Origin of the sequence: Methylocystis iwaonis (genome assembly GCF_027925385.1) — a bacterium.
In the GTDB taxonomy this organism is placed as follows: Bacteria; Pseudomonadota; Alphaproteobacteria; order Rhizobiales; family Beijerinckiaceae; genus Methylocystis; species Methylocystis iwaonis.
The window spans coordinates 78,371-105,073 of sequence record NZ_AP027142.1 but is presented as its reverse complement, the minus strand read 5'-3'; the positions used below and the strand labels follow the sequence as shown (position 1 = coordinate 105,073).

Genomic DNA, 26,703 nt, shown 5'->3' with positions numbered 1-26,703 from the left:
CGCCTTCCCCTGAAAGCAGGCCCCCTGCCGGCTGCGTGCAGTGTCGCACAGAGGCCCGAGCTTCTTCCTCCTAATTTGGCGTCGTCGGTTCGAGGGGAACCGCCGCCAAGGGGGATACGACAATGAAAAAATCTCTCAATTGCGCGCTCGTTGCCGGCGCTCTTTCCGTTTTTGCCTTCGGCGCTTCCGCCAAGGCCGAAGTCGTCATCGACGTCGATCTCACGACGCAAAACATGCACGTCCAATCCGCCACGGGCTCTTATGACTGGCCGGTCTCGACGGCGCGCGCCGGCTTCACGACGCCGCGCGGTCATTTCGCGCCGATCGGCATGGAGCGGATGCATTACTCGAAGAAATACCACAACTCGCCGATGCCCTATTCGATCTTCTTTCGCGGCGGCTACGCCATTCACGGCACTTACGCGCTGTCGGCGCTCGGCACGCCCGCCTCACACGGCTGCGTCCGTCTCTCTCCGGAACACGCCAAGATGCTCTATGAAATGGTCCAGAACGAAGGCGCGAGCATTTCCATCGTCAGCTCTCCCGCCCGTTACGCCAGCCGTTGATGGCGGGCCCGGAGCCTCGTGTGTCGGCCGGGAAGCGGGCCGCACTATTTGAACCGGGCGTCTCCTAAAGGAGCTCCGGCCATGTTCACGCTCTACTACCACCCCGGCGCCTGCTCGCTTGCCGCCCATATCGTGCTCGAATGGATCGGCGAGCCCTATGCGACGAAGGAAGTCGCGTTCGGCGACAAGGACTATCTCAAGGTCAACCCCGCCGGCGCCGTGCCCGCGCTCGACGATGGCGAAGGCTGGATATTGACCCAGGACGCGGCGATCCTACGCTACCTCTCCTTACGCTCTCCCAAGGCGGGCCTCGCCATCCATGGCTCGGCGCGGGAGGAGGCCGAGGCCGACCGCTGGAGTTTTTTCATCACGGGCGATCTTCACCCCGCCTTCTTCCCGCTCTTCGTGCCGAACCGCTACACGCGTGCGCGGGAGAAGAAGGCCTTCGACGATATTCGCGACGCGGCGAAAGCGCTGGCGCACAAGAAATTCGCCATCATCGACGCGCATCTGGCCGGCCGGCGCTTTTTCCTGAGCGAGCGGCGCAGCTATCTCGACGCCTATATCTTTCCCATGGAGCGCTGGGCGCAAAGCCTGCTGGACGACGGGCTGTCGGGATTTCCGTCCGTGCGCGCCCATCACGACATGATGGCCGCGGACCCGGCGGTGAAGAACGTGCTTGCGGCGGAAGGGGCGTGACCGCGCGGAGGCGGTGCCGACGCAGCAATTCACTGCGGCGGTTACCGCCCTGGATTGCGTCGCTTCGTTCGCAATGACGGGCGAGGGTTCCATTGGATGACAAATGCGCCAGCTATCCGGCTTGATTCTCCGCCCCGCCTCCCTTAACCTCTGCGCGCTAGATCAAGATAGGCGGGGCGCGATGCGCGGTCTTCTCGTAGTAGATGTGGCGCCGGAGACGGAGCGGGAGTAGGCCCGCATTCCGCCTATGGCGCTTGACCCAAGGCCCCGGAGAGGGCCTTTTTTATTGCCCGCCGCTGAGTTGAAACGGAAAAATGACCATGTCGAAGGAAATGACCGGCGCAGAAATGGTGGTCGAGGCCCTGAAGGATCAGGGCGTCGAGATTATCTTCGGCTACCCCGGCGGCGCGGTCCTTCCGATCTATGACGTCCTTTTCCATCAGGAACAGGTAAAGCACATTCTCGTGCGCCATGAGCAGGGCGCCGCCCATGCGGCCGAGGGCTATGCGCGCTCCTCCGGCAAGGTCGGCGTGCTGCTCGTCACCTCGGGCCCCGGCGCCACCAACACCATCACCGGCCTTACCGACGCGCTGATGGATTCCATCCCGCTCGTCTGCATCACCGGCCAGGTGCCCACGCATCTCATCGGCTCCGACGCCTTCCAGGAATGCGACACGGTCGGCATTACGCGCCACTGCACCAAGCACAATTACCTCGTGAAGAATATCGCGGACCTGCCGCGCATTCTGCACGAGGCCTTTTATGTCGCGACCTCGGGCCGTCCCGGCCCGGTGGTGATCGACATTCCCAAAGACGTGCAATTTGCACGCGGCGAATACTCGGCGCCGCGCGTCGCGCAGCACAAGACCTATCAGCCCAAGCTCGACGCCGATATGGACGCGATCCGCGAGGCGGTGAAGATGATGGCCGCCGCCAAGCGGCCGATCTTCTACACCGGCGGCGGCGTCATCAACTCCGGCCCCTCGGCCTCGACCCTGCTGCGCGAATTAGTGAGCCTCACGGGCTTTCCCATCACCTCGACGCTGATGGGTCTTGGCGCCTATCCGGGCTCCGGCCAGAACTGGCTCGGCATGCTCGGCATGCACGGCACCTATGAAGCCAATAACGCCATGCATGATTGCGATCTGATGATCGCGGTCGGCTCGCGCTTCGACGACCGCATCACCGGGCGTCTCGACGCCTTCTCGCCGGGCTCGAAGAAAATCCATATCGACATCGACCGCTCGTCGATCAACAAGAACGTCAAGGTCGATCTCGCCATCGTCGGCGACTGCGCCCATGTGCTCGAAGCCATGGTCCGCATCTGGCGCGCCGAAGCGATGCACGCCGACAAGCAGCCGCTCGATCAGTGGTGGTCGCAGATCGCGGAATGGCGGGAGAAGAAATCGCTCGCCTTCCGCAACTCCGACACGACCATCAAGCCGCAATACGCCGTGCAGCGTCTCTATGCGCTGACCAAGGACCGCGACTCGTACGTCACGACCGAGGTCGGCCAGCATCAGATGTGGGCCGCGCAGCATTATCATTTCGAGGAGCCGAACCGCTGGATGACTTCCGGTGGGCTCGGCACCATGGGCTATGGCCTGCCCGCCGCGATCGGCGCGCAGCTCGCTCATCCCAGCGCGCTCGTCATCGACATTGCGGGCGAGGCCTCGATCCTGATGAACATTCAGGAACTCTCGACGGCGATCCAGTTCCGCCTGCCGGTGAAGGTCTTCATCCTCAACAATGAATATATGGGCATGGTGCGCCAGTGGCAGGAGCTGCTGCATGGCGGGCGCTATTCGCACAGCTATTCGGAGGCGCTGCCGGATTTCGTGAAGCTCGCCGAAGCCTTCGGCGCCAAGGGCATCCGCTGCTCCGATCCGAAGCTGCTCGACGCCGCCATTCAGGAGATGATCGACTATGACGGGCCGGTGCTCTTCGACTGCCTCGTCGACAAGGTCGAGAATTGCTTCCCGATGATCCCCTCGGGCAAGGCGCACAACGACATGCTGCTCGCCGATCTTTCGGACGACGCAGGCGTCGACATCGGCGCGATCATCGACGAAAAGGGCAAGATGCTCGTTTAAGTTCCGACGCGCTTCGCTGCCCCATGATTTTTGCGCTGTCATTGCGCGCAGCCTTCGGCTCGCAATGACGGCGGTTGCTGAACAGGCCGACACCCATGAACGCTCCAGCTTCCCCGCCGTCCCCCTATTCCGCGGCGACGCCGAACTCCAAGGTCGAGTCGCACACGCTTTCCGTGCTCGTCGACAATGAGCCCGGCGTGCTCGCCCGCGTCGTCGGCCTGTTTTCGGGGCGCGGCTATAATATCGAGAGCCTTACCGTCGCCGAGGTGGCCCATGCCGAGCATCGCTCGCGCATCACCATCGTCACCTCCGGCGCCCCCGAGACGATCGAGCAGATTCATCATCAACTGGAGCGCATCGTCCCCGTGCGGCAGGTGACGGATCTCACGCTCTCGAAGCGGGCGCTCGAGCGCGAGCTGGCCATGGTCAAGGTGCGTGGGCGCGGCGACAATCGCAACGACGCGCTGCAGCTTGCCGAGGCGTTCCGCGCCCGGGTGGTCGACGCGACGACCGAGAGCTTCATCTTCGAACTGACGGGACGGCCCGAGAAGATCGACGAATTTGTCGATCTCATGCGCCCGATCGGTCTGGTCGAGGTCTCGCGCACCGGCGTCGCCGCCATTTCGCGCGGACCGGAACAGATCTAGGCGTCGCGGACGAGGTTGCGGCGCAAATTTTGACCTTGACGGCCGCCCCGCGTAGAAGGGGCGCGACATTCGATGACGTTATGGGCGGTCCCGTCATCCGCCAAAACAACAGACACCCAAGGGAACGACAGGAAATGCGCGTTTACTATGATCGGGACGCCGACATCAATCTGATCAAGGGCAAGAAGGTCGCCATCATCGGCTATGGCAGCCAAGGTTTTGCCCATGCGTTGAACCTGAAGGAAAGCGGCGTTCCGGAGGTCGCAGTCGGCCTGCGTCCGGGCTCCGCCTCCGCCGCCAAGGCGGAAGGCGCCGGCCTCAAGGTGATGAGCGTGCCGGAGGCCGCCAAATGGGCCGACGTCGTCATGATGCTCACGCCCGACGAGCTGCAGGGCGAGATTTACGCCAATGAGCTGGCCCCGAACCTCAAGCAGGGCGCGGCGCTCTTCTTCGCCCACGGCCTCAACATCCACTTCAACCTCATCGAGCCGCGCAAGGACCTCGACGTGCTGATGGTCGCCCCCAAGGGCCCCGGCCACACGGTGCGCGGCGAATATCTCAAGGGCGGCGGCGTGCCTTGCCTCGTCGCGGTCCATCAGGACGCCTCGGGCAACGCCAAGGACATTGCGCTCTCCTATGCCTCCGCGATCGGCGGCGGCAAGGCCGGCATCATCGAGACGACCTTCCGCGAGGAATGCGAGACCGATCTGTTCGGCGAGCAGGTCGTGCTCTGCGGCGGCCTCGTGGAGCTGATTCGCAATGGCTTCGAGACGCTGGTCGAGGCGGGCTACGCCCCCGAGATGGCCTATTTCGAGTGCCTGCACGAGGTGAAGCTCATCGTCGACCTCATCTATGAGGGCGGCATCGCCAATATGAATTACTCGGTCTCCAACACGGCCGAGTATGGCGAATATGTCACCGGCCCGCGCATCGTCACCAAGGACACCAAGGCCGAGATGAAGCGCGTTCTCGAGGATATTCAGTCGGGTAAGTTCACCCGCGACTGGATGCTCGAGAACAAGGTCAGCCAAACCTCGTTCAAGGCGACGCGCGCGCGCAACGCCGCGCATCCGATCGAGGAAGTCGGCGCGCGTCTTCGCGCCATGATGCCTTGGATCGGCAAGAACAAGCTGGTCGACAAAGAGCGAAACTAAGGCAAAATATGGCCGGTGCGGGAAGGGGCTCCCGCGCCGGTTTCTCGCGACGGGGGCAGGAGGCATGCAGAGTGGGGGCAACCGCACGGTTGGGCTGACCGCCGCGGAAATGCGTCGCCTCATCTCCGAAATGCTCGAGCTGCGCATGCGCCGCGATTACGCGCGCTTTGCCGCCTATCTCGACCCTCGGGTCGTTGTCTATTGCAACGCATGGCGAGAGGGAATTGTCGGGCCCGACGTTTGGAACGGGGCCCCGGCGCTGCGCCAGCTTTTCCGCCGCACGGACGAGGATTATTTCCCGCTCGAGCATGAGATCCTCGACATTATGGTCGACGGCGAACGCGCCGCGGTCCGCTGGCGGGGCGATTGGCGGCGCCACGCCACCAGCAAGATCTACACAATAGACGCCGCCCATTTCCTGCGCTGGGGCCCTGGCGGCCGCGTCGTCGAGATGCATGAGTTCTTCGACGCCCATAGCCCCGCGCTGTCCGCCGCGCCGATTCAGCCGAATTTCGAAAGCCTCTTGACGCCTTTGCCCTCCGGTTTGAGCCGCGAGGATATGGAACAGCGGGCGCGCCGCCTCGTCAGTTTCGAAGCTGACGGGCCCGATCTCGACCTTCTGCGCGAATGGTGCTCCCCGGACATCGTCTGCGAATTCATGGGGGATCGACTGCGCATTCCCTATGCGGGCCGTCATAAAGGGATCGAGACGATGCTCGGCATTATCCAGGCGATCCGCGTCGATTTCGAACAATGGCCGCTTGTCGTGCCGGAAATGATTGCGGATGAGGCCAGAGTGGCGGGACGCCGGCAGGTGGCTTGGCGTCACCGTGGCACCGGTCGGGCCGGATGTTCGGAGCTGGCCGATTTTGTCAGATTCGAGGATGGGTTAGTCGTCGAATTTATCGAGTTCAGAGACACCGGCACGCTCATACGCATGCAGGACTGACTGCTATTTGGGCTTCGCTGGCGCCGCTTACGGGCGTAAGCGTGTCGACAAAGCGGCCTCGCCTGCATAATTAATCAGAAACAAGCCAAGCCGCCTGAGGGGCAGACGGCTTGGCGCGGGGCGAATGGAGCCCTCGAGGCGCAGGCTCAAATGCACGGGTGGGACTGGCGTTCGAACCAGGACGCCGACAATGAGACGCGCAGGCGCGTCCACGACCTCTTGAAACGGCGCATGGCCGGCGACGCGCCGGGCGTCCTCGACTATTTCGCCGACGATGTGGAAATCAGCCACAACGGCGCAACTGTCGGCTATTTTCCAACCGGCCAGTGGCGTGGCCGCGAGGCCTTGCGCGAGAATTTAAGACGCACCGACATCGAATATGAGCCACTCGACGCAGAGGTTCGGTCGGTGCTCGTCGAGGGCGCCGCCGCTGCGCTCCATTGCGTCGCCAATTGGCGACGCCGTGCGACCGGCCGAGTCTACGCCATGGACATGGCTTATTTCCTGCGCTGGCGGAAGGACAAGATCGTGCGGATGCACGAGTTCATCGATCATCACGCGGCCTCGCGCGCGGTCGATCCGCCGGGAAGTCTGGAAAAGCTGATGCGCGCGCCGGAGCCCGGTCTCGCCCGGGACGAGATGGTCCAGCGGATGACGGACGTCGGAAGCTTTTCCCGCCAGGGGCCGGACGTCGCGCTCTTCCGGCAATATTGCTCGCCGGATGTCGTCTGCGAATTTGTCGGCGATCGCTCGAAGATATTCTATGCGGGCCGCCACCGCGGGATCGACGCTCTCACCAATATCATCCGGACTGTGGGCATGGAATTCGAGCAGGTAGGCGGCGCGGCGCCGGAGATGATCGTCGATGGCGGGGCGCTCGCCGTTCGCCGCTCCGTGGAGTGGCGCCACCGCGGCACGGGCCGGCGCGGCGTTGTCGACCTTGCGAATTTCGTACGCTTCGAAGACGGGATGATCGTCGAGCTCGTGGAGTTCCGCGACAATGTCGCGCTCCTTCAGATGCAGGGCTAGTTCGAGAGAGACGTGACGAGAAGCCTCTCCTATCACCTCCTCGACGTGTTCACCGACCGCCGCTTCGCGGGCAATCCGCTTGCGGTCGTGGAGCTCGACGCGCCGTTGCGGGACGCCGAGATGCAGGACGTCGCCCGCGAGTTCAATCTCAGCGAGACGGTGTTCCTCTCGGAGCCGCGGGATTCGACGAACAGCGGCCGCATCCGCATTTTTACGCCCAAGCGCGAGCTGCCCTTCGCCGGCCACCCGACTATCGGCGCGGCCGCTCTTTTGGCGGAGCAGCGGGCGGGCGAGCTTCTCTCCCGGCATGGGATCGTGGTGGCGCTGGAGGCCCAGATCGGCGTGCTGCGCTGCGAGGCGTTGCGGGGCTTCGGCAAAGCGACTTATGTCGAAGTCACGCCGCCCTTCACGCCGCAGCGCCACGACGGCGCGCCGTCCGCCGCAGCGCTCGCCACGGCCTTGTCGCTTTCGGTCGAGGACATCGGCTTTGGCGCGCATGTCCCGGTCGTTTACGCGGCCGGCCCGGCCTTCGTCTTCGTTCCTCTGCGCTCGCGCGAAGTTCTCGATCGGGCCCGCCGGTCGCCGGATGCTTTTTCCGCGGCGCTGGGCGCGGCCGTCGGCGCCTATCTTTATACGAGAGAGACAGTCGATACGGCCTGCGCCATCAACGCCCGAATGTTTGCCAATGGGGTCGGCATAGACGAAGATCCCGCAACTGGCGCCGCCGCTGCGGCCTTTGCTGGCGTGGCGCTGGAGTTCGAACGTCCCGCCGACGGCGAGCATCAGCTCTTCATCGAGCAGGGGCACGCAATGGGCCGGCCGTCGCGCATCACCTTGCGGATGGCGGTCGAGAACCGGGAGCTGACGCGAATCGCCCTTGGCGGCCAGGTGGTGCGCGTCGGGCAGGGGAGGCTGTTCATTTGAGCGACGCGCCGCGGATTGTCGAGGTCGACCGGCTCGATTGCCGCCTCGTCGCCCATCATTGGGCTTACGCCGAGGCGGCGGCCGAGGAGATGGACCGGCATTGGGCCGAGCGGGTCGCGCATAATCCGACCCTCTATGACGGGCCCGTGCTGCTCGCCTGCCGCGCCGAGGTCGTCGAGGACGCCGGCCATCGGACTCTCAAGCTCGACGCCTTCGAGACCCGCTTTTCGTATTTCCTCGGCTGGCGCGAGCTCGGCTGGCGAGATACGAGTGTTTTCAATTGCTTCGCCATGCCGGCCGTGCGCTCCAGCGACGGCTGCTATCTCCTGGGCGAGATGGGCCCCGGCCATTCTGTCGCCGGCTACCGCTATTTTCCCGGCGGCACGCCCGACCCCTCCGATGTCATCGAGGGCGGCGTGGTCGATCTGGAGGGAAGTCTCGTGCGCGAGCTTCTCGAAGAGACCGGCCTTCACGCCACTGAGGGCGTCGCGGCGCCGGGCTGGAGCGTGATTTTCGATGGCCAGCGCATCGCCTGCCTCAAGCGGCTCGACTGGCCGGCGCCGGCCTCGGCGATAAGAGAACAGGTGCGCGCGCATATTGCGGGAGAGCCCAAGCCCGAGCTCAGCGATGCGCATATGCTGGCGCCGGGGCGTCACGCCGATCCACGCCTTCCGCCCTTCATGACCGCTTTTCTGGCCCATGCGGCTGCTTGGGCCTGAAATTCCCCGGCTGAATTTCCACTTTGCTCGGTATAGATTGCCGGCCATGACACGAACGGAAACCTTCGGCGCGGCGCCGGCGCCCACGCCCTGCGCCGGAGACGAGCGCATTGCCGCCATCCGGGCCGGGCTTGCCGGCCGGGCCCTCGTCTTCGTCGGCATGATGGGCTCGGGCAAGAGCGCGATCGGCCAGCGCCTCGCGGCGCGGCTGGGATTGCCCTTCGTGGACGCCGACGCCGAGATCGTCACGGCGGCCGCCGGCATGACGATCCCCGAAATCTTCGCCAAATATGGCGAGCGCTACTTTCGCGACGGCGAGCGCCGGGTGATCATGCGGCTCCTCAATGCGGGGCCGATGGTGCTGGCCACCGGGGGCGGCGCTTTCATGGACCCGCGCACGCGCGAGCGCATCGGCGAACGGGCGATCTCCGTCTGGCTCGACGCCGATCTGAAGACGCTGATGAAGCGCGTGCGCCGCAAGAACGACCGCCCGCTGCTCCACACCGACGACCCCGAAGAAACGCTGCGCCAGCTCCTCGAAAAACGCCGGCCGGTCTATGAGCTCGCCGACATCCGCGTTCAATCGCGCGACGAGCCGCAGGACGTTATGGTGGAGGAGACGCTCGACGCCCTTTTCGCCAGCCTGCCGCGCGTCGCCGCCGCCCGCGCCGCGCAGAAGAAGGATTTTACCAAGGCCATGACCCATCTGCATTTGGACCGTCCGCAGACCGAGCAGGGCGCAGCGCATCGAGAGACCGTGCATGTCGCGCTGGGCGGGCGTTCCTACGACATTCTCATCGGCTCCAACCTCCTCGAAGAGGCGGGCGAGCATATCAAGCGCGTCGCGCCCGGGGCGGCCTGCGCCATCGTCACCGACGAGAATGTCGCCCGGCTGCATCTGGCCACGCTCGAAGAAAGCCTGAAAAAGGCGGGCATCCGCTATACGACGATCGTCGTGAAGCCCGGCGAAGGCTCCAAATCGCTCGCGACCTTCGGGCGCGTCTGCGACGAGGTGTTAGAAGCCAAGATCGAGCGCCGCGACCTGATCGTCGCCTTCGGCGGCGGCGTCGTCGGCGATCTTGCGGGCTATGTCGCCGCGAGCGTGCGGCGCGGCTCGCGCTTTGTGCAAATCCCGACGACGCTCCTCTCGCAGGTCGATTCCTCGGTTGGCGGCAAGACCGGGATCAACTCCTCCTTCGGCAAGAATCTCCTCGGCGCCTTCCACCAGCCCTTGCTGGTGCTGGCCGACGTCGACGTTCTGCGCACCCTCTCCCTGCGCGAGTTCCGCGCCGGCTACGCTGAGGTGGTGAAATATGGCCTCATCGGCGACAAGCGCTTCTTCGAATGGCTGGAGGCCGACGTCGAGGCGGTGTTCCACAGCCGCGTCGAGCAGATTTGCGCCGTGGCGGTGAGCTGCGAGACCAAGGCGATGATCGTCGCGCGGGACGAAACAGAGCAAGGCGACCGCGCTTTGCTCAATCTCGGCCACACTTTCGGTCACGCCTTCGAGCTGCTCACGGGCTACGACAGCGAGCGGCTCGTCCATGGCGAGGGCGTCGCCATCGGCATGGCCTGCGCCGCGCGCTTTTCCGCGCGCCTCGGCCTCTGCTCGCGGGAAGACGCCGACCGCATTGCGCGGCACCTCGCGAGCGTCGGACTGCCGACAGAAATTCGGCAGATCCCCGGCTGGAACGCCGACGTTCACGCCATCGTCAGCGCCATGTATCAGGATAAAAAGGTCGAAGCCGGCGCGCTGACCTTCATCCTCCTGCGCGCGATCGGCGAAGCTTTCATCGCGAAGTCGGTCGAGCCGACCGAGGTTCTTGGCTTCCTCAACGACGAACTGGCGCGGTAACGGTCATGCATGGGCTCGACACCGGGGGCGGCGGGTCTTTCGCGTGGACGGACGTGCTCGTCGTCATCGCCTGCGTTCTGCTGTCGGCTTTCTTCTCCGGCTCCGAGACGGCGCTGACGGCGGCCTCGCACGCCCGCATGCATACGCTCGAAAAAGAGGGCGACAAGCGCGCCGGAACCGTCAACCGCCTGCTGCGCCAGCGCAACCGCATGATCGCGGCGCTGCTGCTCGGCAGCACTCTGGTGAATATTGGCGGCTCGGCCTTCACCACGAGCGTGCTGACGGCGGTCGCTGGAGAGAACGGCGCGGTCTATGCGACGATCCTCATGACGGTTTTGCTTCTGGTCTTTGCCGAGGTTCTCCCGAAAACCCTCGCGATCAATCACCCCGACGCCATGTCGCTGCGCGTCGCGCGCTTCATCACGCCTTTTGTTTCCATCTTCGGGCCGTTGCTCGCGGCGGTGGAATGGATCGTGCGGTCCGTGCTGGGTCTCGTGGGCGTGGAGATCGGCCACGGCCGAACGGTGATCTCGCCCTATGAGGAGCTCAAGGGCGCGGTCGATATTCTGCATGAAGAGGGCGAGGTCGAGCGCTCGGCGCGCGATATGTTCGGCGGCGTGCTCGATTTGCAGGTGCTGCATGTCGCGGATGTGATGATCCACCGCACCAAAATGCGCACGATCGACGCCGACCTTCCTCCTGTCCAGATCGTGCGCGAGGTGCTGTCGTCGCCGTTTACGCGCCTGCCGCTGTGGCGGGAGCGGCCGGATAATTTCGTCGGCGTGCTGCATTCGAAGGATCTGCTGCGGGCGCTGGACGCCGCTGGCGGCGACGCCGCGAAGATCGACGTCGACGAGGTGATGTTCGCCCCCTGGTTCGTGCCGGAGGCGACGACGCTCGAAGATCAGCTCGAGGCCTTCCTCAAGCGCAAGACGCATTTCGCGCTGGTCGTCGATGAATATGGCGAGGTGATGGGCCTCGTCACGCTCGAAGACATTCTGGAGGAGATCGTCGGCGACATCCGTGACGAGCACGATCTCGCCGTGCAGGGCGTTCGACCGCAACCGGACGGTTCGGTTCTGGTCGATGGCGCAGTGCCGGTGCGCGATCTCAACCGCGTCATGGCCTGGAGCCTGCCGGACGAGGAGGCGACGACCATCGCCGGCCTCGTGATCCACGAGGCGGGCGCGATCCCCGAGGCCGGCCAGGTCTTCACCTTTCACGGCTTCCGCTTCGAGGTGATGCGCCGGATCCGAAATCGCGTGACCGCGCTGCGGGTGACGCCGCAGGAGGCCGAGGCGGGGATTTGAGCTGATCCCGCCGTCATTGCGAACGCAGCGAAGCAATCCAGGGCGGCCACCGCGGCTCCTGGATTTCTTCGCTGCGTTCGCAATGACGGGGACGCCCACCCCTCTGTCATCTCGTTGTGACCTGAATCTGTTGAATGACGCAAGACTAATCCGATGGCGGGGAGGCGAACACGCTCATGCCCGAACAGAATCTTGCGAACTTCCGCGCCAATCTGGCGGTCGAGCCCGAGCCCAAGCGCTACCGCACCCTCTTCCTTTCCGACCTGCATCTCGGCGCCAAGGCCTCACAGGCGCATCTGCTGCTGGATTTCCTCAAGCACAATGACGCCGAGACGATCTATCTCGTCGGCGACATTGTGGACGGCTGGAAGCTGCGCAAAGGCTGGCATTGGCCGCAGGCGCACAATGATGTGGTGCAGAAGCTGCTGCGCAGGGTGCGCAAGGGCGCGCGTGTCATTTACGTCCCCGGCAATCACGATGAATTCGCGCGCGACTATACCGGCCTGACCTTCGGCGGCGTCGAGGTCATGCATCATGCGATACACGAGACCGCGACGGGCAAGAAAATGCTCGTCATCCATGGCGACGAATTCGATATCGTCGTGCGCAACGCCCGCTGGCTCGCTTTGCTCGGAGACTGGGCCTATGACGCCGCCATCGCGGCCAATACGGTCCTCAACCGCGCGCGCCGCTTGTTCGGCGTCGGCTATTGGTCCTTCTCCGCCTGGGCGAAGCTGAAGGTCAAAGAAGCGGTCAATTTCATCGGCGATTTCGAGGAGACCCTCGCCGCCGAGGCCGAGCGCCGCGGCGTCGATGGCGTCGTTTGCGGCCATATCCATCATGCGACGATCAAGACGATCAACGGCATGCTTTATGTGAACACCGGCGATTTCGTCGAGAGCTGCACGGCCATCGCCGAGCATGAGGACGGTAGTTTCGAAATCCTGCGCTGGCGCACGACGGCGGCTGAGCGCGCGGTCGCGTCGGCCAATCAGCCTGTGAAGGCGCTGCCTGCGCCGAAGGCGGCGGCTGCGTAAGATGCGGATACTTGTTGCGACGGATGCGTGGCGCCCGCAAGTCAACGGCGTCGTGCGGTCTCTGGAATCAATCGCGCAGGCGGCGCCGCCTCTCGGCGCCGAGATCGATTTTCTCACGCCCCGCGACTTCAATTCCTTTCCCATGCCGACCTATCGCGAGATATCGCTCGCACTGGCGACGCCCCGCGCCGTGCGCCGCCGGTTGGCCGAGGGCTACGACCATATCCATATCGCGACCGAAGGCCCCATCGGCCTTGCGGCGCGGGCCGTGTGCCTGCGGGACAAGCGCGTCTTCACGACGAGCTTCCACACGCGCTTCCCCGAATATATCCATGCGCGCACCGGCCTGCCGGTGGGCCTAGCCTATGCCGCGCTACGCCGCTTCCATAACGCCGGCGCCGGCGTGATGGTCGCGACGCCGAGCCTGGCGCGCGAACTCGACGCGCGCGGGTTTCGCCGCCTGCTGCGCTGGTCGCGCGGCGTCGACCATTCGATCTTCACGCCGACAGCGAAAATCCCGCTCGATTTCCCCCGGCCGATTTTCCTCTATGCCGGGCGCTTGGCCGTGGAGAAGAACGTCGAGGCCTTCCTCGCGCTCGATCTGCCGGGAACGAAGCTCATCGCCGGCGACGGCCCCGACCGCGCGGCGCTGGAGGCCCGATTCCCTGACGCGCGTTTCCTCGGCTTCAAGACGCCTTCCGAGCTGGCCGCGCTTTACGCGTCTTCCGACGTCTTTGTCTTCCCCAGCCGCACCGACACGTTCGGCATTGTGCTGCTGGAGGCGCTCGCCTGCGGCCTGCCGGTGGCGGCCTATCCGGTGATGGGGCCGCTCGATGTGGTGGGCGGCAGCAATGTCGGCGTATTGGACGAGGATCTGCGCGCGGCGGCGCTGGCCGCGCTCGACATCCCGCGTGAGGCGGCCCACGCCTATGCGTGTTCCTTTACCTGGGAAAATTGCGCCCGCGAGTTTCTGGACAATATTGCCTATGCGCGCGGCGCGGCGTCGCTCGGCGCGGTCGGTCTCGCGGCCCTGAAGAAGTCAGGAGAACAGCGCGAGGCGGTCGACAAGGGGCAGACCGTCCAGCCGTGATAGCGCCCCGAGGCGCGGGTCGTCGGCGGGGGACGTCTGTTCGGGTCGAGGAGCGGCGATAACGGGCGCGCATTGTTCTGCGTGCGCCGTAGTTTCCCCATCAGGGCCGTCGCCCTCAACGGCCTCCCCGGCCAAACCCGCAATCGCGCCGGCTTGCGCGTCGAGCCGCGCCCCCAGCCGGTCGATCGCCGCCAGCAGACGGGCGTTGTCCGACCCGCGCGCGCGCCGCGCATATTCAGCGAGGAATAAGCGGCCGCGCGCCGTCGCCATGAGCGCCGATTCCAGCGCCTCGTAATCCGCCTGTTGGAGGGCGGGCGACGAAGAGGTTATGGTCATGAAAAGGACCGCCTGCTGTGCCGAGCGAATCGGCGACGGAACGCAGCATCGCCGAGCTGGCGCGTTATGCAAGCGCCGTTACAGGAAGACAGAATGAGCCTCTCGCCGGAGGAGATCGAACGCTACGCCCGCCATCTTGTTTTGCGCGAAATCGGCGGGCCGGGCCAGCAGAAGCTCAAGGCGGCGCGGGTGCTGGTCGTCGGCGCGGGTGGGCTCGGCGCGCCCTTGCTGCAATATCTCGCCGCCGCCGGCGTGGGCACGATCGGCATCGTGGATAATGACGCCGTATCCCTCTCCAATCTGCAGCGTCAGATCATCCACGAGACTTACGGCGTCGGTCGCCTGAAGGTCGAAAGCGCCCGGGAAGCCATCGCCCGCCTCAATCCGCATGTCCGGGTGGAGCAGCATGCGATGCGGCTCACCGAAGACAATGCGCGGGCCCTGATCGCGCGCTACGACGTCGTGGCGGACGGCTCGGACAATTTCGCCACCCGCTATCTGGTGTCGGACGCGTGCTTTTACGAGAAAAAGCCGCTGGTCACGGCCGCGGTCGGCGGGTTCGACGCCTCGCTCACGACGCTGCGCCCCTTCGAGGCGGGGGCGGACGGCGCCCCCAACCCCACCTATCGCTGCCTCTTCCCGGAGCCGCCGCCGCCCGGAACCGTGCCGAGCTGCGAGGAGGCCGGCATTCTCGGCGCTTTGACGGGCGTCGCCGGCTCCATGATGGCGCTCGAAGTGATTCGCGAGATTGTCGGTTTCGGAGAGGGGCTCGTCGGCCGCCTGCTCCTGATCGACACGCTCGCGATGCGCTTCGAGACTTTGCGCTACGCCTGGGACCCCGAGAATCTGCTGTCGGGGACTACTTCGCCGCGATAACGGCGATCTCGACCTTATATTCCGGCGCCACGAGCTTCGCCTCGACCGTCGCGCGGGCGGGCGGGTTCTGCTTGTCGACCCAGACGTCCCAGACGCTGTTCATCTCGGGAAAGGTCGAAATGTCGGAAAGATAGATGGTGACGGAGAGGATCTTCGCCTTCTCGCTGCCGGCCTCGGCGAGCAGCTCGTCGATCAGGCCGAGAATTTCCCGCGTCTGGTCGGCGACGGAGCCGCCCTTGGTCTTTTCGGCCACCTGGCCCGCCGTATAGACGGCGTTGCCGCGCACGACCGCCTTGCTCATGCGCGGGCCCGCGCCAATTCGCCTGATATCACTCATAATGCCTCCCGGAGTTTGCGCCGAGGGTTTAGGCGAAGCTCGGCCGGCCGGCAAGAAGCGAGAAAAGTTTCGCTCGCCCGCTGGACAAGAGGCGAAGCCCTTTCTATAAGCCCCTCCACGCGCTGCGCGCGCGCCCAGGTAGCTCAGTTGGTAGAGCATGCGACTGAAAATCGCAGTGTCGGTGGTTCGATTCCGCCCCTGGGCACCACTCCCATCCTCCGAAATCCTGCTCTTAATTTAAGGGAGCCCCGCGGGCGCCCCTCTCTTCGCAATCGTACGCTCCGATATTCGGCGACTTACCTCCGCGCCCTTGCTGGCCCCTTGCTAGAAAGGCGTCCGCCTCTACTTTCGCGACATTCGAAATGGCCATCGTCAACCCTTGAGCGTCACCATGCGCGACAGGTTACCGGGTGCGTAGCGCGTCCGAGCGCCGCGGGTTCGTTGCTATCTGCCGATGCCGTCTCAACGCCAAAGGAGCGGCGGTTGTCCGTGCTTCGAATGGAATCGAGAATTTACTATTAATGGTAGCCTCCACTTTATTCGTGAGCGCCTTCGTAACCTCTGCGTGGGCGCCACGCGAATTGGCTTCTGAAATTCGCTGTAATTCGCAAGCTCAATTCTGGAGGACCGCATGAGCTCAGTTGCGGGAAATTTCGCAGATAACGGGCCAATTGCGCCTGAGCTCGAAATCGGCCCCAATCAAAGCATTCGGGCGGCGATCTTCCTCAGACGTTCCAAACTGGCGGAAGACGCGCGGGTGGATTGGGTCGATTACGCCAAAGGCTTTTGCATTGTGCTCGTCGTTATGATGCATTCGACGCTGGGAGTTGAAAATGCGCTGTCGTCGGAGGGTTTCGTTCACCCGTTCGTCGAGTTTGCAAAGCCGTTCAGGATGCCTGATTTCTTTCTGATCTCGGGCTTGTTCCTTGCCAAGACGATCGAACGGGACTGGCGGTTATATCTCGACCGCAAAGTCCTGCATTTTGCCTATTTCTACGTTCTTTGGCTGACGATACAATTCGCCTTCAAAGCCCCCGCCATCATCGCCCATTCAGACGGCTGGACGGCCCTTCGAGATTATCTGACAGCTTTTGTCGAGCCCTTCGGGACGCTCTGGTTCGTCTATATCCTGTCTGTCTTTTTCGTGACCACGAAGCTGCTGAAGGGCGTGCCGCCGCTCTTGCTCTACGTCCTCGCCGGCGCCTTAGAGGTCGCTCATTTCCACACTGGTGTGCTACTCATCGACGAATTTGCGGCGCGATACGTTTTTTTCCTCACGGGATATATCTTCTCGTCAGAAATCTTTGCTTTTGCGGCGGCGGTTCGGTCTCGCCCGGCGCAGGGATTCTTCGGCCTCCTGGTTTGGGGCGTCCTGAACGGGCTCCTCGTGTCTGTCGGCTATGCGCAATTCCCGTTAGTATCGTTCCTTCTAGGTCTCTTCGGCGCGCTCGCCGTAATTTCAGTCGCTGCGCTCCTGGCGGAGGTGAAGGTCTTCGGCGTGTTCCGCTACTTCGGCCGGCGCTCTATTGCAATCTATCTCGCATTCTTCCTGCCGATGGCGCTGGCGCGCGCTGTTCTGGTGAAAACCGGCGTCATCAGCGACGTAGGCCTCGTCTCGATGATCGTCACCTGTTCGGGCCTAATGGGCGCGCTATCGATCTATCATGCCGCCGAGCGATTGGGTTGGCGCTGGCTTTTCGAGCGGCCGAGAATGTTTCGCATTGCGCCAATCAAGATCGAGCAGTCTTTGGAGACTTGAACAATTGCAAAGGCAATCGGCGGACCGAGCGTCGCAGGTCGGCCCGCCGCTTCGTACTACGGATTACAGAAAGTCAATAACGAAAATACAGTCGAACGCGATCTTGTTCGCGCTTGCAAGCTGGCTCAAATCGACCGCGCCGGAGAGACGGACTGTCGCGGCCTTTCCACGAAACCTGCCGTCGCCAGAAAGAACTTCATTGCTTCCCGGTACGGGGATCGAACCTGTGATGTGCGTCGCGGGAGACGGAGCGGCGGTAGGGCTTACAGGTTGAACCGTCGTGCGGCCGCGCGACACCAGAGTACCCTCGCGGAAATGGAAAATGGTCGTGGCGGTCAGCGATGTCCCATTGCCCTCCGGCGTGACATCCGACAGGCAGTCGGTCGCGGTTCCAATGATTTCGCCCTTCCGCACGTCGACCAGTTGAAGATCGAAGCAGTTGGCTTGCGTCGAGCCTTGTGGCGTCCTTGGCACAGGCCTTACCTGGCCTATTGCGGCGCCGCGCAAGGCGACGACGAGACTTTTTGTGTCGTCTGCCTGGGCGGGCAGAGCGAGCATAATGCCGGCGGCGGCGAAAAACCGCGTGAAAAATTGCATATTCATAGGTCCAGTTTCCTTTAGTGGAAGCGGCGACGCAACGAAGATGATTTCGGAAAAGTCGCTGGATGGTTACTGTTGCAATTGCGGAAAGACGAAAGAGATTGTGTCTCGGGAGCGCTACTGGCGTCTCATGCGTAACCTCGGGTGAGATTGCGCGAACCAAAAGTCTGATCGGCGCCGCCCCTCCAAACCCAGCGTCGATCACCGCGAGGATCGCGCTGTCCTTGCGCCTTTACGTTCGCGCAGGTCTTTGAGATGAACGAACGAGATGTCGCCTCACGATGAGCGCGTATAGGGATGAATCGGCATCCGAAGCTTGAAAAGACTATTGCTGACGCGGCGCGCGATGTCGCAACCATGATGTCTTGCGGGGCAGGCGCGCCTTGCGGCCGATCTCGGAATGCCCATGACCCCGTCATTCATTATCGCGGGGGGCGGTTTCCTTGGCTGGCCGGTGTCGACAGACTTATTTCCAAACGCGAAGCACTGCGACAATCCGGTCTGTCCCCCGAAGCCGTAAGTTCATTGCTCTGTGAAATATGTCAGGAAAGACATGGCTTCCCGCGACGTCCAATCGACTTCGCCCGTGATGTAACCGACGACCGAACCACGTTTATCTATCACATAAGTTATCGGCATCCCGTAGAGGGTGAACGGCGCATTTGCTTCTGCATCTGCGCGGGCGGCGATCTTTTGCCGGTTATCCAGATAAATGGGGAGTTCGTTCACGTCCATGCGCTGCAGAAACCCTGCGACGGCATTTTTTCCCTGCGTATCGACGGAGATCGGGACGATTTCGAGCTTGCGAGGATTCGCCTGCGCCCTCAAACGCTGCAGCGAGGGCAATTCTCTTCGACAGGGCGGGCACCATGTCGCCCAGAAGGCCATGAGAATCACTTTTCCTCGGAAAGCGTCCAGTCGCATCGACTTTCCGTCGAGTCTCTCCAAGGAAAGCTGGGGCGCGTCAGACCTGGGCCTCAGTTCGACGAATTGCGAACTATTGGTTTGCAGCGCCGGCATGTCGGCCTGAGCTTGCGCCGGCGACAAGGACAACGCCCCCTCGAGAGCGAGGGCGGCGAGCGCGAAAAGCGCCAGCCAAACCGCATTTGTCATGGATGACCCTCTTGTACATCCACGGCGCCAGCGCATTCGAACTCTCAGGCAGGGAGGCGACGTCGAGAGCGGGCGCTCTCCTGTCGCCACCGCCTGAGAGTCGACGCACGGCCGACGTTTTTGGGGCACGATACCGACCGCGGCGTCGTAATCGGTTTCGTGAGAACGCGTGGAAAGGTTACGGATGATCAGGCGCGCCGTTCCCGAAAAAGCAAAAAATCGAGGGAGATTTTTCCGGGACCTCGCGCAACGAGAATGAGCAGCAGCGTCGCCCAGTAGACATGCGCGGTCCACCAAGCGTCGGGATATACGAAAAACTGGATGACCAGCGTCATGATAAGCAAACCCAACGCCGAGATTCTCGTTGCAAGGCCAAGAAACACCAGCAGAGGCAGAATGAATTCGAGCCCCGCTGTCAGCAGAGCGGCTTTCTCGGGCGGAAGAAACGGCAATTTATAATCATTCTCGAACAACGTGACCGTCGCGTCTCGCAGGCTGGTCGGAATCTGGATCGTCATATCGTAGCCGAAATATTCTCCGCCAATCGTTGGTCCTTCAATTTTTGTCTGCCCCGAGATGAAGAAAGGCCGGGCGGCGACAAAGCGCAGAACAAGCGCGAGCACCGAGTAAGGAATCGCGTCCAGATAGTGTGCGATCGAGTGAAACAGTCTCATGGGGGTCTCCGGCTCAACTGTCGGCGGCGGGGAGAAGAGGCTTCAAGGCCACGATCGCGCCAGACGAGATCAGCAGCCCGGCGCAAGCGGCGAGGTCGAAGCGCGGCTCCCGCGCTTGCGCAACGGGGGCCGCGGAAGCAAGCGTGTGGCCCTCGGCGAGGGCGCACATGAAATGAAATCCTCCGGCGGGGAGTCGGTGAACCTCGACGTTCCGATATGGACGGACGATCAGCGCATCTTCCGCCACGGAAGCATCCAAAGTTTCGACCTCGGCGTCGAAGCTGTTCGTGAGCCAGATCGATACGATCGGATAGCTTGATGACCGCAGAAACAAGGAGGGATGCAAATGCAGCCGGGATCGGACGATCTCCTCTCCGGACAGGGCGCGAAGATCGTGATTCGTAAGCGGCGTCGCGTCCTCTGCATCGCCACAACGCGCAATGTCGAACTCTAACCGGGCGACATCCGGAAGGTAAGGCAACTCGAGAGCTGGATCGAATGCCACGACGAAGTCGGGGAAGGAGACGCCATATTCCGAGAGCACCGGAGACGCCGGAGGCGAACGCCTTATATATTCCTGCGCCATGCCTCTAAAAAAATCGTCGCCTACGAGTCTGCGGCAGACGGGGAACTGGGCTTCCAGCGCATGTATGAGGCTGGAAAACACGTTGTTGCGATAAATCGCGAAACGGCGCGCGACATCGGGCGCTTCGAGGGGCTGCGGAGGCCGGGCGTCGGGATCGAGCAACGCTGCCGCGAATGGCCCGGCATGGTCGAAAGAACGCATGGTCAGGCGCGTCCTCTCGATGGCGCAGTAAGAGTTCGAGCGTTTTGCAGGATGGTCCTGGCGCTTTGGGCTTCGTTCAAGAGCGTCGCCCATTCAGGGACGTCGTTGTCCCATTCGATCACAGTCCGAACGGGTCCGCGCTTCGCCAGCACGCGCTCGTAAAGCCGCCATACGGGGTCCGGGACCGCCGAGTTGTGCGTATCGATCAGGAGCAGGTCGCCGTCTTCGTTCGGCGACTCCGCATATCCGGCGAGATGAATTTCCTCCACCGCAGACATCGGAAAGGCGTCGATATAGGCGTCCGGGTCGAAGCAATGATTGCATGCGCAGACAACGACATTGGTTACATCGAGCAATAGGCCGCAACCGGTAAGCTCCGTAATTCGCCTGAGGAACTCCGTTTCGGCGAACGACGAGTCTTCGAAGCGGCAGTAGGTCGCTGGATTTTCGAGGAGTATGCGCCGCTTCAACGCATCTTGAACTATCTCGATGTTGGACGCGACGCGGTGAAGCGTTTGGCTCGTATAGGGCAGGGGAAGCAAATCGGCGAAATACCGCCCCGCATGTGACGACCACGCGAGATGCTCGGAAAACAAATGCGGCTGAAATCGATCGACGATGCGGCTCACGCGTGCAAGATGCTGGCGGTCGACGGGATCGAGCCCGCCAAGCGACAATCCCACACCATGCAGGGAGAGGGGATAGTCGCGCCGAATGCGTTCGAGCTGAGCAATTCGTGCGCCGCCGGCGCTCATATAATTTTCCGCGTGAACCTCGAACATGTCGACGCAGCCTGGCGCATCAGCGATATCGTCGGCGTGCTGCGGTTTGAAACCGACGCCGACGCTGCACGCGCCGGATTCCACCGAGTCCATCGTTTTCCCCGTTCCACGACGTCGGATTCGTCAATTGGCGATGGGGTCGAGGCTGCCCTTTCCCTTGGGCGTGACAATCGAGGTGCAGGTTCCCTTGGGAACATATTTCCAGGCGTCGCCCTGATAATTTTTGGTCGCTGATCCCGCGCAACTGGAGCCAGGACCAGCCGCGCAATCGTTCTTTCCTTTCAACGACACACCGTAGCATTTTTCCTGCTCGATCTTGGCGCTGGCCGAGTCGATCGACGACAGCGCCGTCGCGAGCGCGCCCGCAACGATCAACATTGTGCAGGTGCGATTATCGTTCATTATTTCCTCCTCTACGGGCCTCAGCGACCCGTTCGCATCAGATTGTCTCACTCCTGTTCTTCGCGCCTCGATGCGTGAAAGTTACCAAACGAGCGGCGCCGCACCGAGAGAGATCGTCACGTCACGGCTCGACGCTGATATTTGTAATCAGCCCGTTTTCGACCCAGGCGGAGAGGAAGCCCGCAATCAGGTGGCTGACGTCTTCGCCGTTGAATTTGAACGACAGGAGCGAACAGACGTCGGAAAATTTCTTTCCTAGCATCGCCTCATTGAGGGCGAGGCGTTCGTCGGGGCCCAGGACGCAATGGAAAACCTCACATTCGCGCCGCCAAACTGCGACCACATCGTTTTCGGCCCGATCGGCCGTCCCGAGCGCCTCCAATTGGTCTCGCAATGATTCATATAGCGAGACGGTTCCGTGTTCGAGGTCGAGCAGGGTCAGGCTGGGATGGAACGAGAAAACGACATTCGGCCAGAGGTCCACGTCGATCTGATGTAGCGCCTCAAAGTCCAAGGCCGCCGCATCGGCCGCATCGAAAGCATCCGCGAGCGCGCGCTCGAATCGCGCGAGATCGCAAGAACGTGGATCAGCGCTCCAAGATTGCGAGCTGAGCATGAATTCCGGCAGACCGCTCGCATACCATCGCGCATTGCGATGTGACGACGGCTTCGACAAAACGTATTCTTCGACAAGGCGACCAAAGCGGTCATCGCCGAGATGGCGACGCAAGACGGAAAAATCTGTTGCGATGAATTCCGCCAGGCGCAGGCGGTAGGCGGTGTGGTAGACGCCGAAAGCTGCCGCGCGGTCTATCCGCCGCGGCGGCGCTATGAATCCAAGCTCGCTCGCATCCGGTTCTTCAGGCTGGAGAATCGCTGCCTGAAAGGCTCTCTGGAAAGAAAGGAGACTCACGCGAGGACCTTTTTCGAGTCGACCGACGCCGCGATCCCTCGCATTTTTTCCACCTCTCGCATCAACTCCTCGAACGGAGGGAATTGATCGTCCCGCTCGATCATCGACGAAACGTCGCCAAATCTATTCCGGGCGTGCGCGTACAGCTCCCAGACGTCTCCGCAGACGGGGTGATCGTGCGTATCGACCTTGTGGGTGACGTAATCGCTGTGACCAGCGAGGTGTATTTGCTGGACGCGATCCGCCGGAAGAGTGTCGATATATCGGACCGGATCGAAGCCATGATTGAAGGAGGAGACAAATACATTGTTGACGTCGAGCAGCAGGAGGCAATCCGCGCTTTCGGCGAGTTCGGTTAAAAATTCATGCTCGCTCATCTCGGACCCCTCGACCGAAACGTAAGTGGACGCATTCTCGACGAGGATCCTTCGGCCCAAAAAATCCTGTACGCGCATGATGCGCTCAGCGACGTGACGGAGCGTTTCGGACGTAAATGGAATTGGCAGCAGGTCATGCAGATTCGCGCCGTCGACGCCTGTCCAGGCGAGGTGATCCGAAATCCAGGCGGGCTCTATCCGCGCAGCGAGCGCCTTCAATGCGGTCAAATAATCGAAATCGAGCTGATCGACGGAAGCCAGAGACATGGAGACGCCATGCATCACGATCGGGTACGAGGCTCGAATACGATCGAGAATCACGAGCGGACGCCCGCCCGGAACCATGCAATTCTCCGAGATGATCTCGAACCAGTCGACCGCCGGATTGCGCTCCAGAATGTCGGGATAGTAGATCGGCCGCAAACCGAGCCCGAAGCCGAGCGAGCGAGGCGTCGTCACGTCGTTGACCATTCCGAGATTGTGGGGCGGGACGCGCGCGATTTCTCGCCGGTCCCGCCAGGACCATTACATCGTCTGAACCGTGCCGCCCTTGGCTTCACACGCCTTCGCGGATTTCGCCGGCAGCCAGCCCTGGCCCTTGCATGAATTCATGCCTTTGCACGAGCTGCTTGCCGTCTTGCAGGCGCCCATGCTCTTGCAGTTGTTGATGCCGGCGCAATGAACGGGCTCGGCGGGCGCCTTCTTGGCGAGCGCGCTGGACGTGGCGACGCCGCTGGCGGCGAGCGCAATGGCGGCGGCGGCGAGGGTCGCGCCCGAAAGGATGTTGGTCTTCATCGTCTTCCTCTGTCGTGGAGATTATACGCGCGTGTAAGCGCTTCGCTGCTACTCGACTACGCGGTTCAATTCGCAACGGACGAGCCGAAAGTTACATGCATCATGGCGCAAGGCGTCGCCTTCTCGCGCAGGTTGAAATACAACCTTTGGTGGGTTGAAGGTCTGTCGATTTCAGAAATAATTATTACGGGGCGTCCCCTTAGGGGGAAATCGAGGGCATTACTCACCGAAAATCATCATTTGAGAGAATGCATTCGCGTCGCGCATCGCGGCGGGGTGTGCGCGGACGCACGTCTCCGACTTCACAAAGCTTACATTTCTCCCGGGTGCGGTGATCGCGCGCGGGCTGGGTAACCTGGTTGCACATGGTGTCGCCGGGCGCTGGTTCCTTACGTCTGAAAAGCAGTAGCGGACGCGAAGACATAATGTCTTTCGTCCGAATACATAGCTATTGTCTTCGCTTGCGGTCGATATAGTTCCGACAAATACTGATCGTGACAGAAGATCGATAATTGTGAACTTGACTAAGCTGCAGCCGTGCTTTTTTTACTGTGCGGGCGGCAATGGAGGGGCTGAACATGGTAAACCAACGCGATGCATTAAAATTGGGGCTCAACGCCGCCGGCGCGGGAATTGTCGCGCAAGAAGCGCGAGCGGTTCCGCAAAGCGGCCTGCTTTTTCGCGACGGCTATGTCCCGGGCTTTCAGGCGCATCCAGGTCCTCATCGGGCGCCCGCTTTGGGGGGGGCGAGGGGCATTACTCACCCAAAAATAATAATTTGAGAGAATGCATTCGCGTCGCGCATCGCGGCGGGGTGTGCGCGGACGCACGTCTCCGAATTCGCAAAGCTGACATTTCTCCCGGGTGCGGTGATCGCGCGCCGGGCTGAGTAACCTGGCCGCACGCAACGTCGCCGGGCGCTGGTTCCTTACGTCTGAAAGCAGTAGCGGACGCGAAGACATAATGTCTTTCGTCCGAATACATAGCTATTGTCTTCGCTTGCGATCGATATAGTTCCGACAAATACTGATCATGATAGACGATCTACAATTTTGTACTTGACTAAACTGAGATGATGCTTTTTTGCTGTGTGGGGCAATGGAGGGGCTGAATATGGTAAACCGACGCGATGCATTAAAATTGGGGCTCAGCGCCGCCGGCGCGGGAATTGTCGCGCAAGACGCGCGAGCGGTTCCGCAAAGCGGCCTGCTTTTTCCCGACGGCTATGTCCCGGGCTTTCAGGCGCATCCAAGTCCGCCTGCGACGCCTTTCGTGGCGCCCTTATATGTTATGCCGACCGCGCAGCCGGTGTCTGTCGGCGCCCTGGGCACGCCGCCGGATCCGGCGCGGCATCAGCGCTACAACGAGTTTCTTCCCAAGAAATTCTACAAGCAGGTGCTGTCGGAGATTAAGTGGGTCTATCATCCGGAGGGGCCGTATGCGAACGGCTCTTGGGCATATGGTTTCAACGGCGCGACGCCGGGTGAGACCTTCTACAGCCGCTACGGCGAGCCGATCCTCGTTCGTAGGATCAACAATCTGCCGCCGGTCGGAACGGGCAACATTTCCTTTGCGCTGCCGTCGTCCACGATTCATAGGCATAACGGCCACCAAGCGTCGGAGAGCGACGGCAACCCGGCCGACTTCACGTTTCCTGGCGAATTCTGGGATCATCATTATCCTGAAATATACGCCGGCAATGATCCGCGCGAAGCGTTGAGCACGCTGTGGTATCATGACCACCGTCTCGATTTCACGGCGCCGAACGTCTATGCGGGGCTGTCGGGCTTTCATCTGGTGTTCGACGAAAGGGATTCCGGCAATGAACGGGATCCGAACCCTAAGGCTTATCGACTGCCGAGCGGCAAATACGACGTCCCGCTGATCCTACACGACGTGCTGTTCAATCAGGATGGCCAACCGATATGGGACTTCACCGGCGCACATCCGATCACCGATTCGCACGAATTGGGCGGCTACGTCGGCAATCAAGTTTACACCAACCACGGCATGCTCGGTGACCGCTTCACGGTTAACCGGCGCATCCAGCCCTACTTTCAGGTCGAACGACGCAAATACCGCTTCCGTCTTTTGAATGGCGGTCCGTCGCGTCTCTACAAACTCTATCTGACCAAGCAGGGCAAGGACGCGATCCCCTTCGTCGCGATCTCGAATGACGGCAATCTCCTCCCGCAACCGATCCTGACCGACAATGTCGATCTCTGGGTCGCCAATCGTTGCGACATCATCGTCGACTTCTCGAAGTTCAACGCCGGCGACAAGATCTATCTGACGAACCGCCTCGGCATGCGAACAGACGGCGCTGGTCTTTCGGGCCATCTGCTGGATCAAGGCGACCTGATCATGCGCTTCGACGTCGTCGGCCCCATGGCCTTCGATCCGAGCCGCATTCCCGACGAGTTCCGTGAGCTGCCGCCGATCAACCTCAAGGACGTCAAGCGCGAGCGCCTGTTCGTCTTCGACTATGACAATGGTCTCTGGACGGTGAACGGCAAGCTCATGGTTCCGAGCCGCATCGACGCCGCGATCGAGCAGGGCACGGCCGAAATCTGGACAATCCGAAACGGCGGCAACAACTGGTCGCACCCGATCCACACACACTTCGAAGAATTCCAGATCATCGAAAGGAATGGAAAGCCGATCGCGCCAGGCTCCATGCTGAACGCCCGAAAGGACGTTGTCGAGCTCGGACCGGGCGACGAAGTCAAGTTCTATGGCCACTGGCGAGACTTCCTCGGCAAATATGTCATGCACTGCCACAACGTCGTGCATGAGGACCATTCCATGATGATCCGCTGGGACATCGTGAAGCCCGGCCAGGGCTTCTGATCCGCCAGCAACAATTCCAAGGAGAGTTAG

The 26,703-nt window shown here is 62.2% G+C and carries 27 protein-coding genes and 1 tRNA gene; 17 read left to right on the top strand and 11 right to left on the bottom strand.

Annotated features, from left to right (window positions below; all coding sequences use genetic code 11):
• Nucleotides 1–122 precede the first annotated feature (122 nt).
• From QMG84_RS00505 to QMG84_RS00445, 13 genes are all read left to right on the top strand, one after another.
• Nucleotides 123–566 carry a L,D-transpeptidase gene (locus QMG84_RS00505; RefSeq protein WP_281929686.1) on the top strand — a complete coding sequence of 148 codons (444 nt, stop codon included), beginning with the start codon at nt 123–125 and terminating at the stop codon, nt 564–566.
• A gap of 81 nt (nt 567–647) precedes the next feature.
• Nucleotides 648–1,265 (top strand): glutathione S-transferase family protein, encoded by a 618-nt coding sequence (locus tag QMG84_RS00500; RefSeq protein WP_281929685.1) that lies wholly within the window; start codon nt 648–650, stop codon nt 1,263–1,265.
• A gap of 320 nt (nt 1,266–1,585) precedes the next feature.
• On the top strand, nt 1,586–3,358 hold the full coding sequence (locus QMG84_RS00495; protein WP_281929683.1) for an acetolactate synthase 3 large subunit: 1,773 nt from the start codon (nt 1,586–1,588) through the stop codon (nt 3,356–3,358).
• A gap of 95 nt (nt 3,359–3,453) precedes the next feature.
• A complete protein-coding gene (ilvN, locus tag QMG84_RS00490; RefSeq protein ID WP_281929681.1) occupies nt 3,454–4,005 on the top strand; it encodes an acetolactate synthase small subunit in 552 nt (183 codons plus the stop codon).
• 134 nt (nt 4,006–4,139) lie between these two features.
• Nucleotides 4,140–5,159 (top strand): ketol-acid reductoisomerase, encoded by a 1,020-nt coding sequence (gene ilvC, locus QMG84_RS00485; RefSeq protein WP_202071003.1) that lies wholly within the window; start codon nt 4,140–4,142, stop codon nt 5,157–5,159.
• A 64-nt stretch (nt 5,160–5,223) separates the two neighbouring features.
• Nucleotides 5,224–6,108, top strand: a complete 885-nt coding sequence (locus QMG84_RS00480; protein WP_281929679.1) for a nuclear transport factor 2 family protein — start codon at nt 5,224–5,226, stop codon at nt 6,106–6,108.
• A 150-nt stretch (nt 6,109–6,258) separates the two neighbouring features.
• Nucleotides 6,259–7,137, top strand: a complete 879-nt coding sequence (locus tag QMG84_RS00475; RefSeq protein ID WP_281929678.1) for a nuclear transport factor 2 family protein — start codon at nt 6,259–6,261, stop codon at nt 7,135–7,137.
• Between the two features lie 12 nt (nt 7,138–7,149).
• Nucleotides 7,150–8,061, top strand: coding sequence for a PhzF family phenazine biosynthesis protein (locus QMG84_RS00470; RefSeq protein ID WP_281929676.1), 912 nt, complete (start codon nt 7,150–7,152; stop codon nt 8,059–8,061).
• On the top strand, nt 8,058–8,780 hold the full coding sequence (locus tag QMG84_RS00465) for an NUDIX hydrolase (protein WP_281929675.1): 723 nt from the start codon (nt 8,058–8,060) through the stop codon (nt 8,778–8,780). The genes QMG84_RS00470 and QMG84_RS00465 overlap by 4 nt, the downstream gene beginning before the upstream one ends.
• Before the next feature lie 46 nt (nt 8,781–8,826).
• Complete coding sequence (aroB, locus tag QMG84_RS00460; RefSeq protein WP_281929674.1) at nt 8,827–10,635, top strand: 3-dehydroquinate synthase; 1,809 nt, start codon at nt 8,827–8,829, stop codon at nt 10,633–10,635.
• A gap of 5 nt (nt 10,636–10,640) precedes the next feature.
• Nucleotides 10,641–11,945, top strand: coding sequence for an HlyC/CorC family transporter (locus tag QMG84_RS00455; RefSeq protein WP_281929672.1), 1,305 nt, complete (start codon nt 10,641–10,643; stop codon nt 11,943–11,945).
• Nucleotides 11,946–12,121: 176 nt separating this feature from the next.
• On the top strand, nt 12,122–12,982 hold the full coding sequence (locus QMG84_RS00450) for a UDP-2,3-diacylglucosamine diphosphatase (protein ID WP_281929671.1): 861 nt from the start codon (nt 12,122–12,124) through the stop codon (nt 12,980–12,982).
• Nucleotide 12,983: 1 nt separating this feature from the next.
• Nucleotides 12,984–14,072 carry a glycosyltransferase family 4 protein gene (locus QMG84_RS00445; RefSeq protein ID WP_281929669.1) on the top strand — a complete coding sequence of 363 codons (1,089 nt, stop codon included), beginning with the start codon at nt 12,984–12,986 and terminating at the stop codon, nt 14,070–14,072.
• Here QMG84_RS00445 and QMG84_RS00440 read toward each other — a convergent pair.
• Entirely contained in the window at nt 14,022–14,408 is a 387-nt protein-coding gene (locus tag QMG84_RS00440; protein WP_281929668.1) for a hypothetical protein, read from the bottom strand. The genes QMG84_RS00445 and QMG84_RS00440 overlap by 51 nt on opposite strands.
• 93 nt (nt 14,409–14,501) lie before the next feature.
• Here QMG84_RS00440 and QMG84_RS00435 point away from each other — a divergent pair, with 93 nt between their 5' ends.
• Complete coding sequence (locus tag QMG84_RS00435; RefSeq protein WP_281929667.1) at nt 14,502–15,284, top strand: HesA/MoeB/ThiF family protein; 783 nt, start codon at nt 14,502–14,504, stop codon at nt 15,282–15,284.
• On the opposite strand, the gene QMG84_RS00430 is transcribed toward QMG84_RS00435, so the two are convergent.
• On the bottom strand, nt 15,268–15,621 hold the full coding sequence (locus QMG84_RS00430) for a RidA family protein (RefSeq protein WP_202071014.1): 354 nt from the start codon (nt 15,619–15,621) through the stop codon (nt 15,268–15,270). The two genes, QMG84_RS00435 and QMG84_RS00430, sit on opposite strands and share 17 nt — an antisense overlap.
• 132 nt (nt 15,622–15,753) lie before the next feature.
• Between QMG84_RS00430 and QMG84_RS00425 the strand changes: the two genes are divergently transcribed.
• Nucleotides 15,754–15,829, top strand: a tRNA-Phe gene (locus tag QMG84_RS00425).
• 423 nt (nt 15,830–16,252) lie between these two features.
• Complete coding sequence (locus tag QMG84_RS00420; RefSeq protein WP_281929665.1) at nt 16,253–17,380, top strand: acyltransferase family protein; 1,128 nt, start codon at nt 16,253–16,255, stop codon at nt 17,378–17,380.
• Nucleotides 17,381–17,443: 63 nt separating this feature from the next.
• Here QMG84_RS00420 and QMG84_RS00415 read toward each other — a convergent pair whose 3' ends face one another.
• The 9 genes from QMG84_RS00415 to bufA2 all read right to left on the bottom strand — a co-directional run bounded on the left by QMG84_RS00415 (nt 17,444) and on the right by bufA2 (nt 23,823).
• Nucleotides 17,444–17,983, bottom strand: a complete 540-nt coding sequence (locus tag QMG84_RS00415) for a hypothetical protein (RefSeq protein WP_281929663.1) — start codon at nt 17,981–17,983, stop codon at nt 17,444–17,446.
• A gap of 519 nt (nt 17,984–18,502) precedes the next feature.
• Nucleotides 18,503–19,027: a TlpA disulfide reductase family protein gene (locus QMG84_RS00410; protein ID WP_281929662.1), complete on the bottom strand. Its 525-nt coding sequence runs from the start codon at nt 19,025–19,027 to the stop codon at nt 18,503–18,505.
• A gap of 254 nt (nt 19,028–19,281) precedes the next feature.
• Nucleotides 19,282–19,767, bottom strand: a complete 486-nt coding sequence (locus tag QMG84_RS00405; protein ID WP_281929661.1) for a DoxX family protein — start codon at nt 19,765–19,767, stop codon at nt 19,282–19,284.
• A gap of 13 nt (nt 19,768–19,780) precedes the next feature.
• On the bottom strand, nt 19,781–20,554 hold the full coding sequence (locus QMG84_RS00400; protein WP_281929660.1) for an HvfC/BufC N-terminal domain-containing protein: 774 nt from the start codon (nt 20,552–20,554) through the stop codon (nt 19,781–19,783).
• Between the two features lie 2 nt (nt 20,555–20,556).
• Nucleotides 20,557–21,429 carry an MNIO family bufferin maturase gene (gene bufB / locus QMG84_RS00395; protein ID WP_281929659.1) on the bottom strand — a complete coding sequence of 291 codons (873 nt, stop codon included), beginning with the start codon at nt 21,427–21,429 and terminating at the stop codon, nt 20,557–20,559.
• Nucleotides 21,430–21,459: 30 nt separating this feature from the next.
• Nucleotides 21,460–21,738 (bottom strand): BufA1 family periplasmic bufferin-type metallophore, encoded by a 279-nt coding sequence (locus QMG84_RS00390; protein WP_202071021.1) that lies wholly within the window; start codon nt 21,736–21,738, stop codon nt 21,460–21,462.
• A gap of 121 nt (nt 21,739–21,859) precedes the next feature.
• Nucleotides 21,860–22,651: an HvfC/BufC N-terminal domain-containing protein gene (locus QMG84_RS00385; protein WP_281929658.1), complete on the bottom strand. Its 792-nt coding sequence runs from the start codon at nt 22,649–22,651 to the stop codon at nt 21,860–21,862.
• Nucleotides 22,648–23,487: an MNIO family bufferin maturase gene (bufB, locus tag QMG84_RS00380; RefSeq protein WP_281929656.1), complete on the bottom strand. Its 840-nt coding sequence runs from the start codon at nt 23,485–23,487 to the stop codon at nt 22,648–22,650. Before bufB (QMG84_RS00380) ends, QMG84_RS00385 begins: the two co-directional genes overlap by 4 nt.
• A gap of 66 nt (nt 23,488–23,553) precedes the next feature.
• Entirely contained in the window at nt 23,554–23,823 is a 270-nt protein-coding gene (gene bufA2, locus QMG84_RS00375) for a BufA2 family periplasmic bufferin-type metallophore (protein WP_281929654.1), read from the bottom strand.
• 1,113 nt (nt 23,824–24,936) lie between these two features.
• On the opposite strand from bufA2, the gene QMG84_RS00370 reads away from it, so the two are divergent.
• The gene (locus tag QMG84_RS00370) at nt 24,937–26,673 is read left to right on the top strand and encodes a multicopper oxidase family protein (protein ID WP_281929652.1); all 1,737 of its coding nucleotides are present in this window, start codon (nt 24,937–24,939) and stop codon (nt 26,671–26,673) included.
• Nucleotides 26,674–26,703 lie beyond the last annotated feature (30 nt).

Bases quoted from the DNA above. Each gene is read 5' to 3' on its own strand.
- QMG84_RS00505 (WP_281929686.1), top strand. From the start codon at position 123: ATGAAAAAATCTCTCAATTGCGCGCTCGTTGCCGGCGCTCTTTCCGTT.
- QMG84_RS00500 (WP_281929685.1), top strand. From the start codon at position 648: ATGTTCACGCTCTACTACCACCCCGGCGCCTGCTCGCTTGCCGCCCAT.
- QMG84_RS00495 (WP_281929683.1), top strand. From the start codon at position 1,586: ATGTCGAAGGAAATGACCGGCGCAGAAATGGTGGTCGAGGCCCTGAAG.
- ilvN (WP_281929681.1), top strand. From the start codon at position 3,454: ATGAACGCTCCAGCTTCCCCGCCGTCCCCCTATTCCGCGGCGACGCCG.
- ilvC (WP_202071003.1), top strand. From the start codon at position 4,140: ATGCGCGTTTACTATGATCGGGACGCCGACATCAATCTGATCAAGGGC.
- QMG84_RS00480 (WP_281929679.1), top strand. From the start codon at position 5,224: ATGCAGAGTGGGGGCAACCGCACGGTTGGGCTGACCGCCGCGGAAATG.
- QMG84_RS00475 (WP_281929678.1), top strand. From the start codon at position 6,259: ATGCACGGGTGGGACTGGCGTTCGAACCAGGACGCCGACAATGAGACG.
- aroB (WP_281929674.1), top strand. From the start codon at position 8,827: ATGACACGAACGGAAACCTTCGGCGCGGCGCCGGCGCCCACGCCCTGC.
- QMG84_RS00455 (WP_281929672.1), top strand. From the start codon at position 10,641: ATGCATGGGCTCGACACCGGGGGCGGCGGGTCTTTCGCGTGGACGGAC.
- QMG84_RS00450 (WP_281929671.1), top strand. From the start codon at position 12,122: ATGCCCGAACAGAATCTTGCGAACTTCCGCGCCAATCTGGCGGTCGAG.
- QMG84_RS00445 (WP_281929669.1), top strand. From the start codon at position 12,984: ATGCGGATACTTGTTGCGACGGATGCGTGGCGCCCGCAAGTCAACGGC.
- QMG84_RS00440 (WP_281929668.1), bottom strand. From the start codon at position 14,408: ATGACCATAACCTCTTCGTCGCCCGCCCTCCAACAGGCGGATTACGAG.
- QMG84_RS00435 (WP_281929667.1), top strand. From the start codon at position 14,502: ATGAGCCTCTCGCCGGAGGAGATCGAACGCTACGCCCGCCATCTTGTT.
- QMG84_RS00430 (WP_202071014.1), bottom strand. From the start codon at position 15,621: ATGAGTGATATCAGGCGAATTGGCGCGGGCCCGCGCATGAGCAAGGCG.
- QMG84_RS00420 (WP_281929665.1), top strand. From the start codon at position 16,253: ATGAGCTCAGTTGCGGGAAATTTCGCAGATAACGGGCCAATTGCGCCT.
- QMG84_RS00415 (WP_281929663.1), bottom strand. From the start codon at position 17,983: ATGAATATGCAATTTTTCACGCGGTTTTTCGCCGCCGCCGGCATTATG.
- QMG84_RS00405 (WP_281929661.1), bottom strand. From the start codon at position 19,767: ATGAGACTGTTTCACTCGATCGCACACTATCTGGACGCGATTCCTTAC.
- QMG84_RS00400 (WP_281929660.1), bottom strand. From the start codon at position 20,554: ATGCGTTCTTTCGACCATGCCGGGCCATTCGCGGCAGCGTTGCTCGAT.
- bufB (WP_281929659.1), bottom strand. From the start codon at position 21,429: ATGGACTCGGTGGAATCCGGCGCGTGCAGCGTCGGCGTCGGTTTCAAA.
- QMG84_RS00390 (WP_202071021.1), bottom strand. From the start codon at position 21,738: ATGAACGATAATCGCACCTGCACAATGTTGATCGTTGCGGGCGCGCTC.
- bufA2 (WP_281929654.1), bottom strand. From the start codon at position 23,823: ATGAAGACCAACATCCTTTCGGGCGCGACCCTCGCCGCCGCCGCCATT.
- QMG84_RS00370 (WP_281929652.1), top strand. From the start codon at position 24,937: ATGGTAAACCGACGCGATGCATTAAAATTGGGGCTCAGCGCCGCCGGC.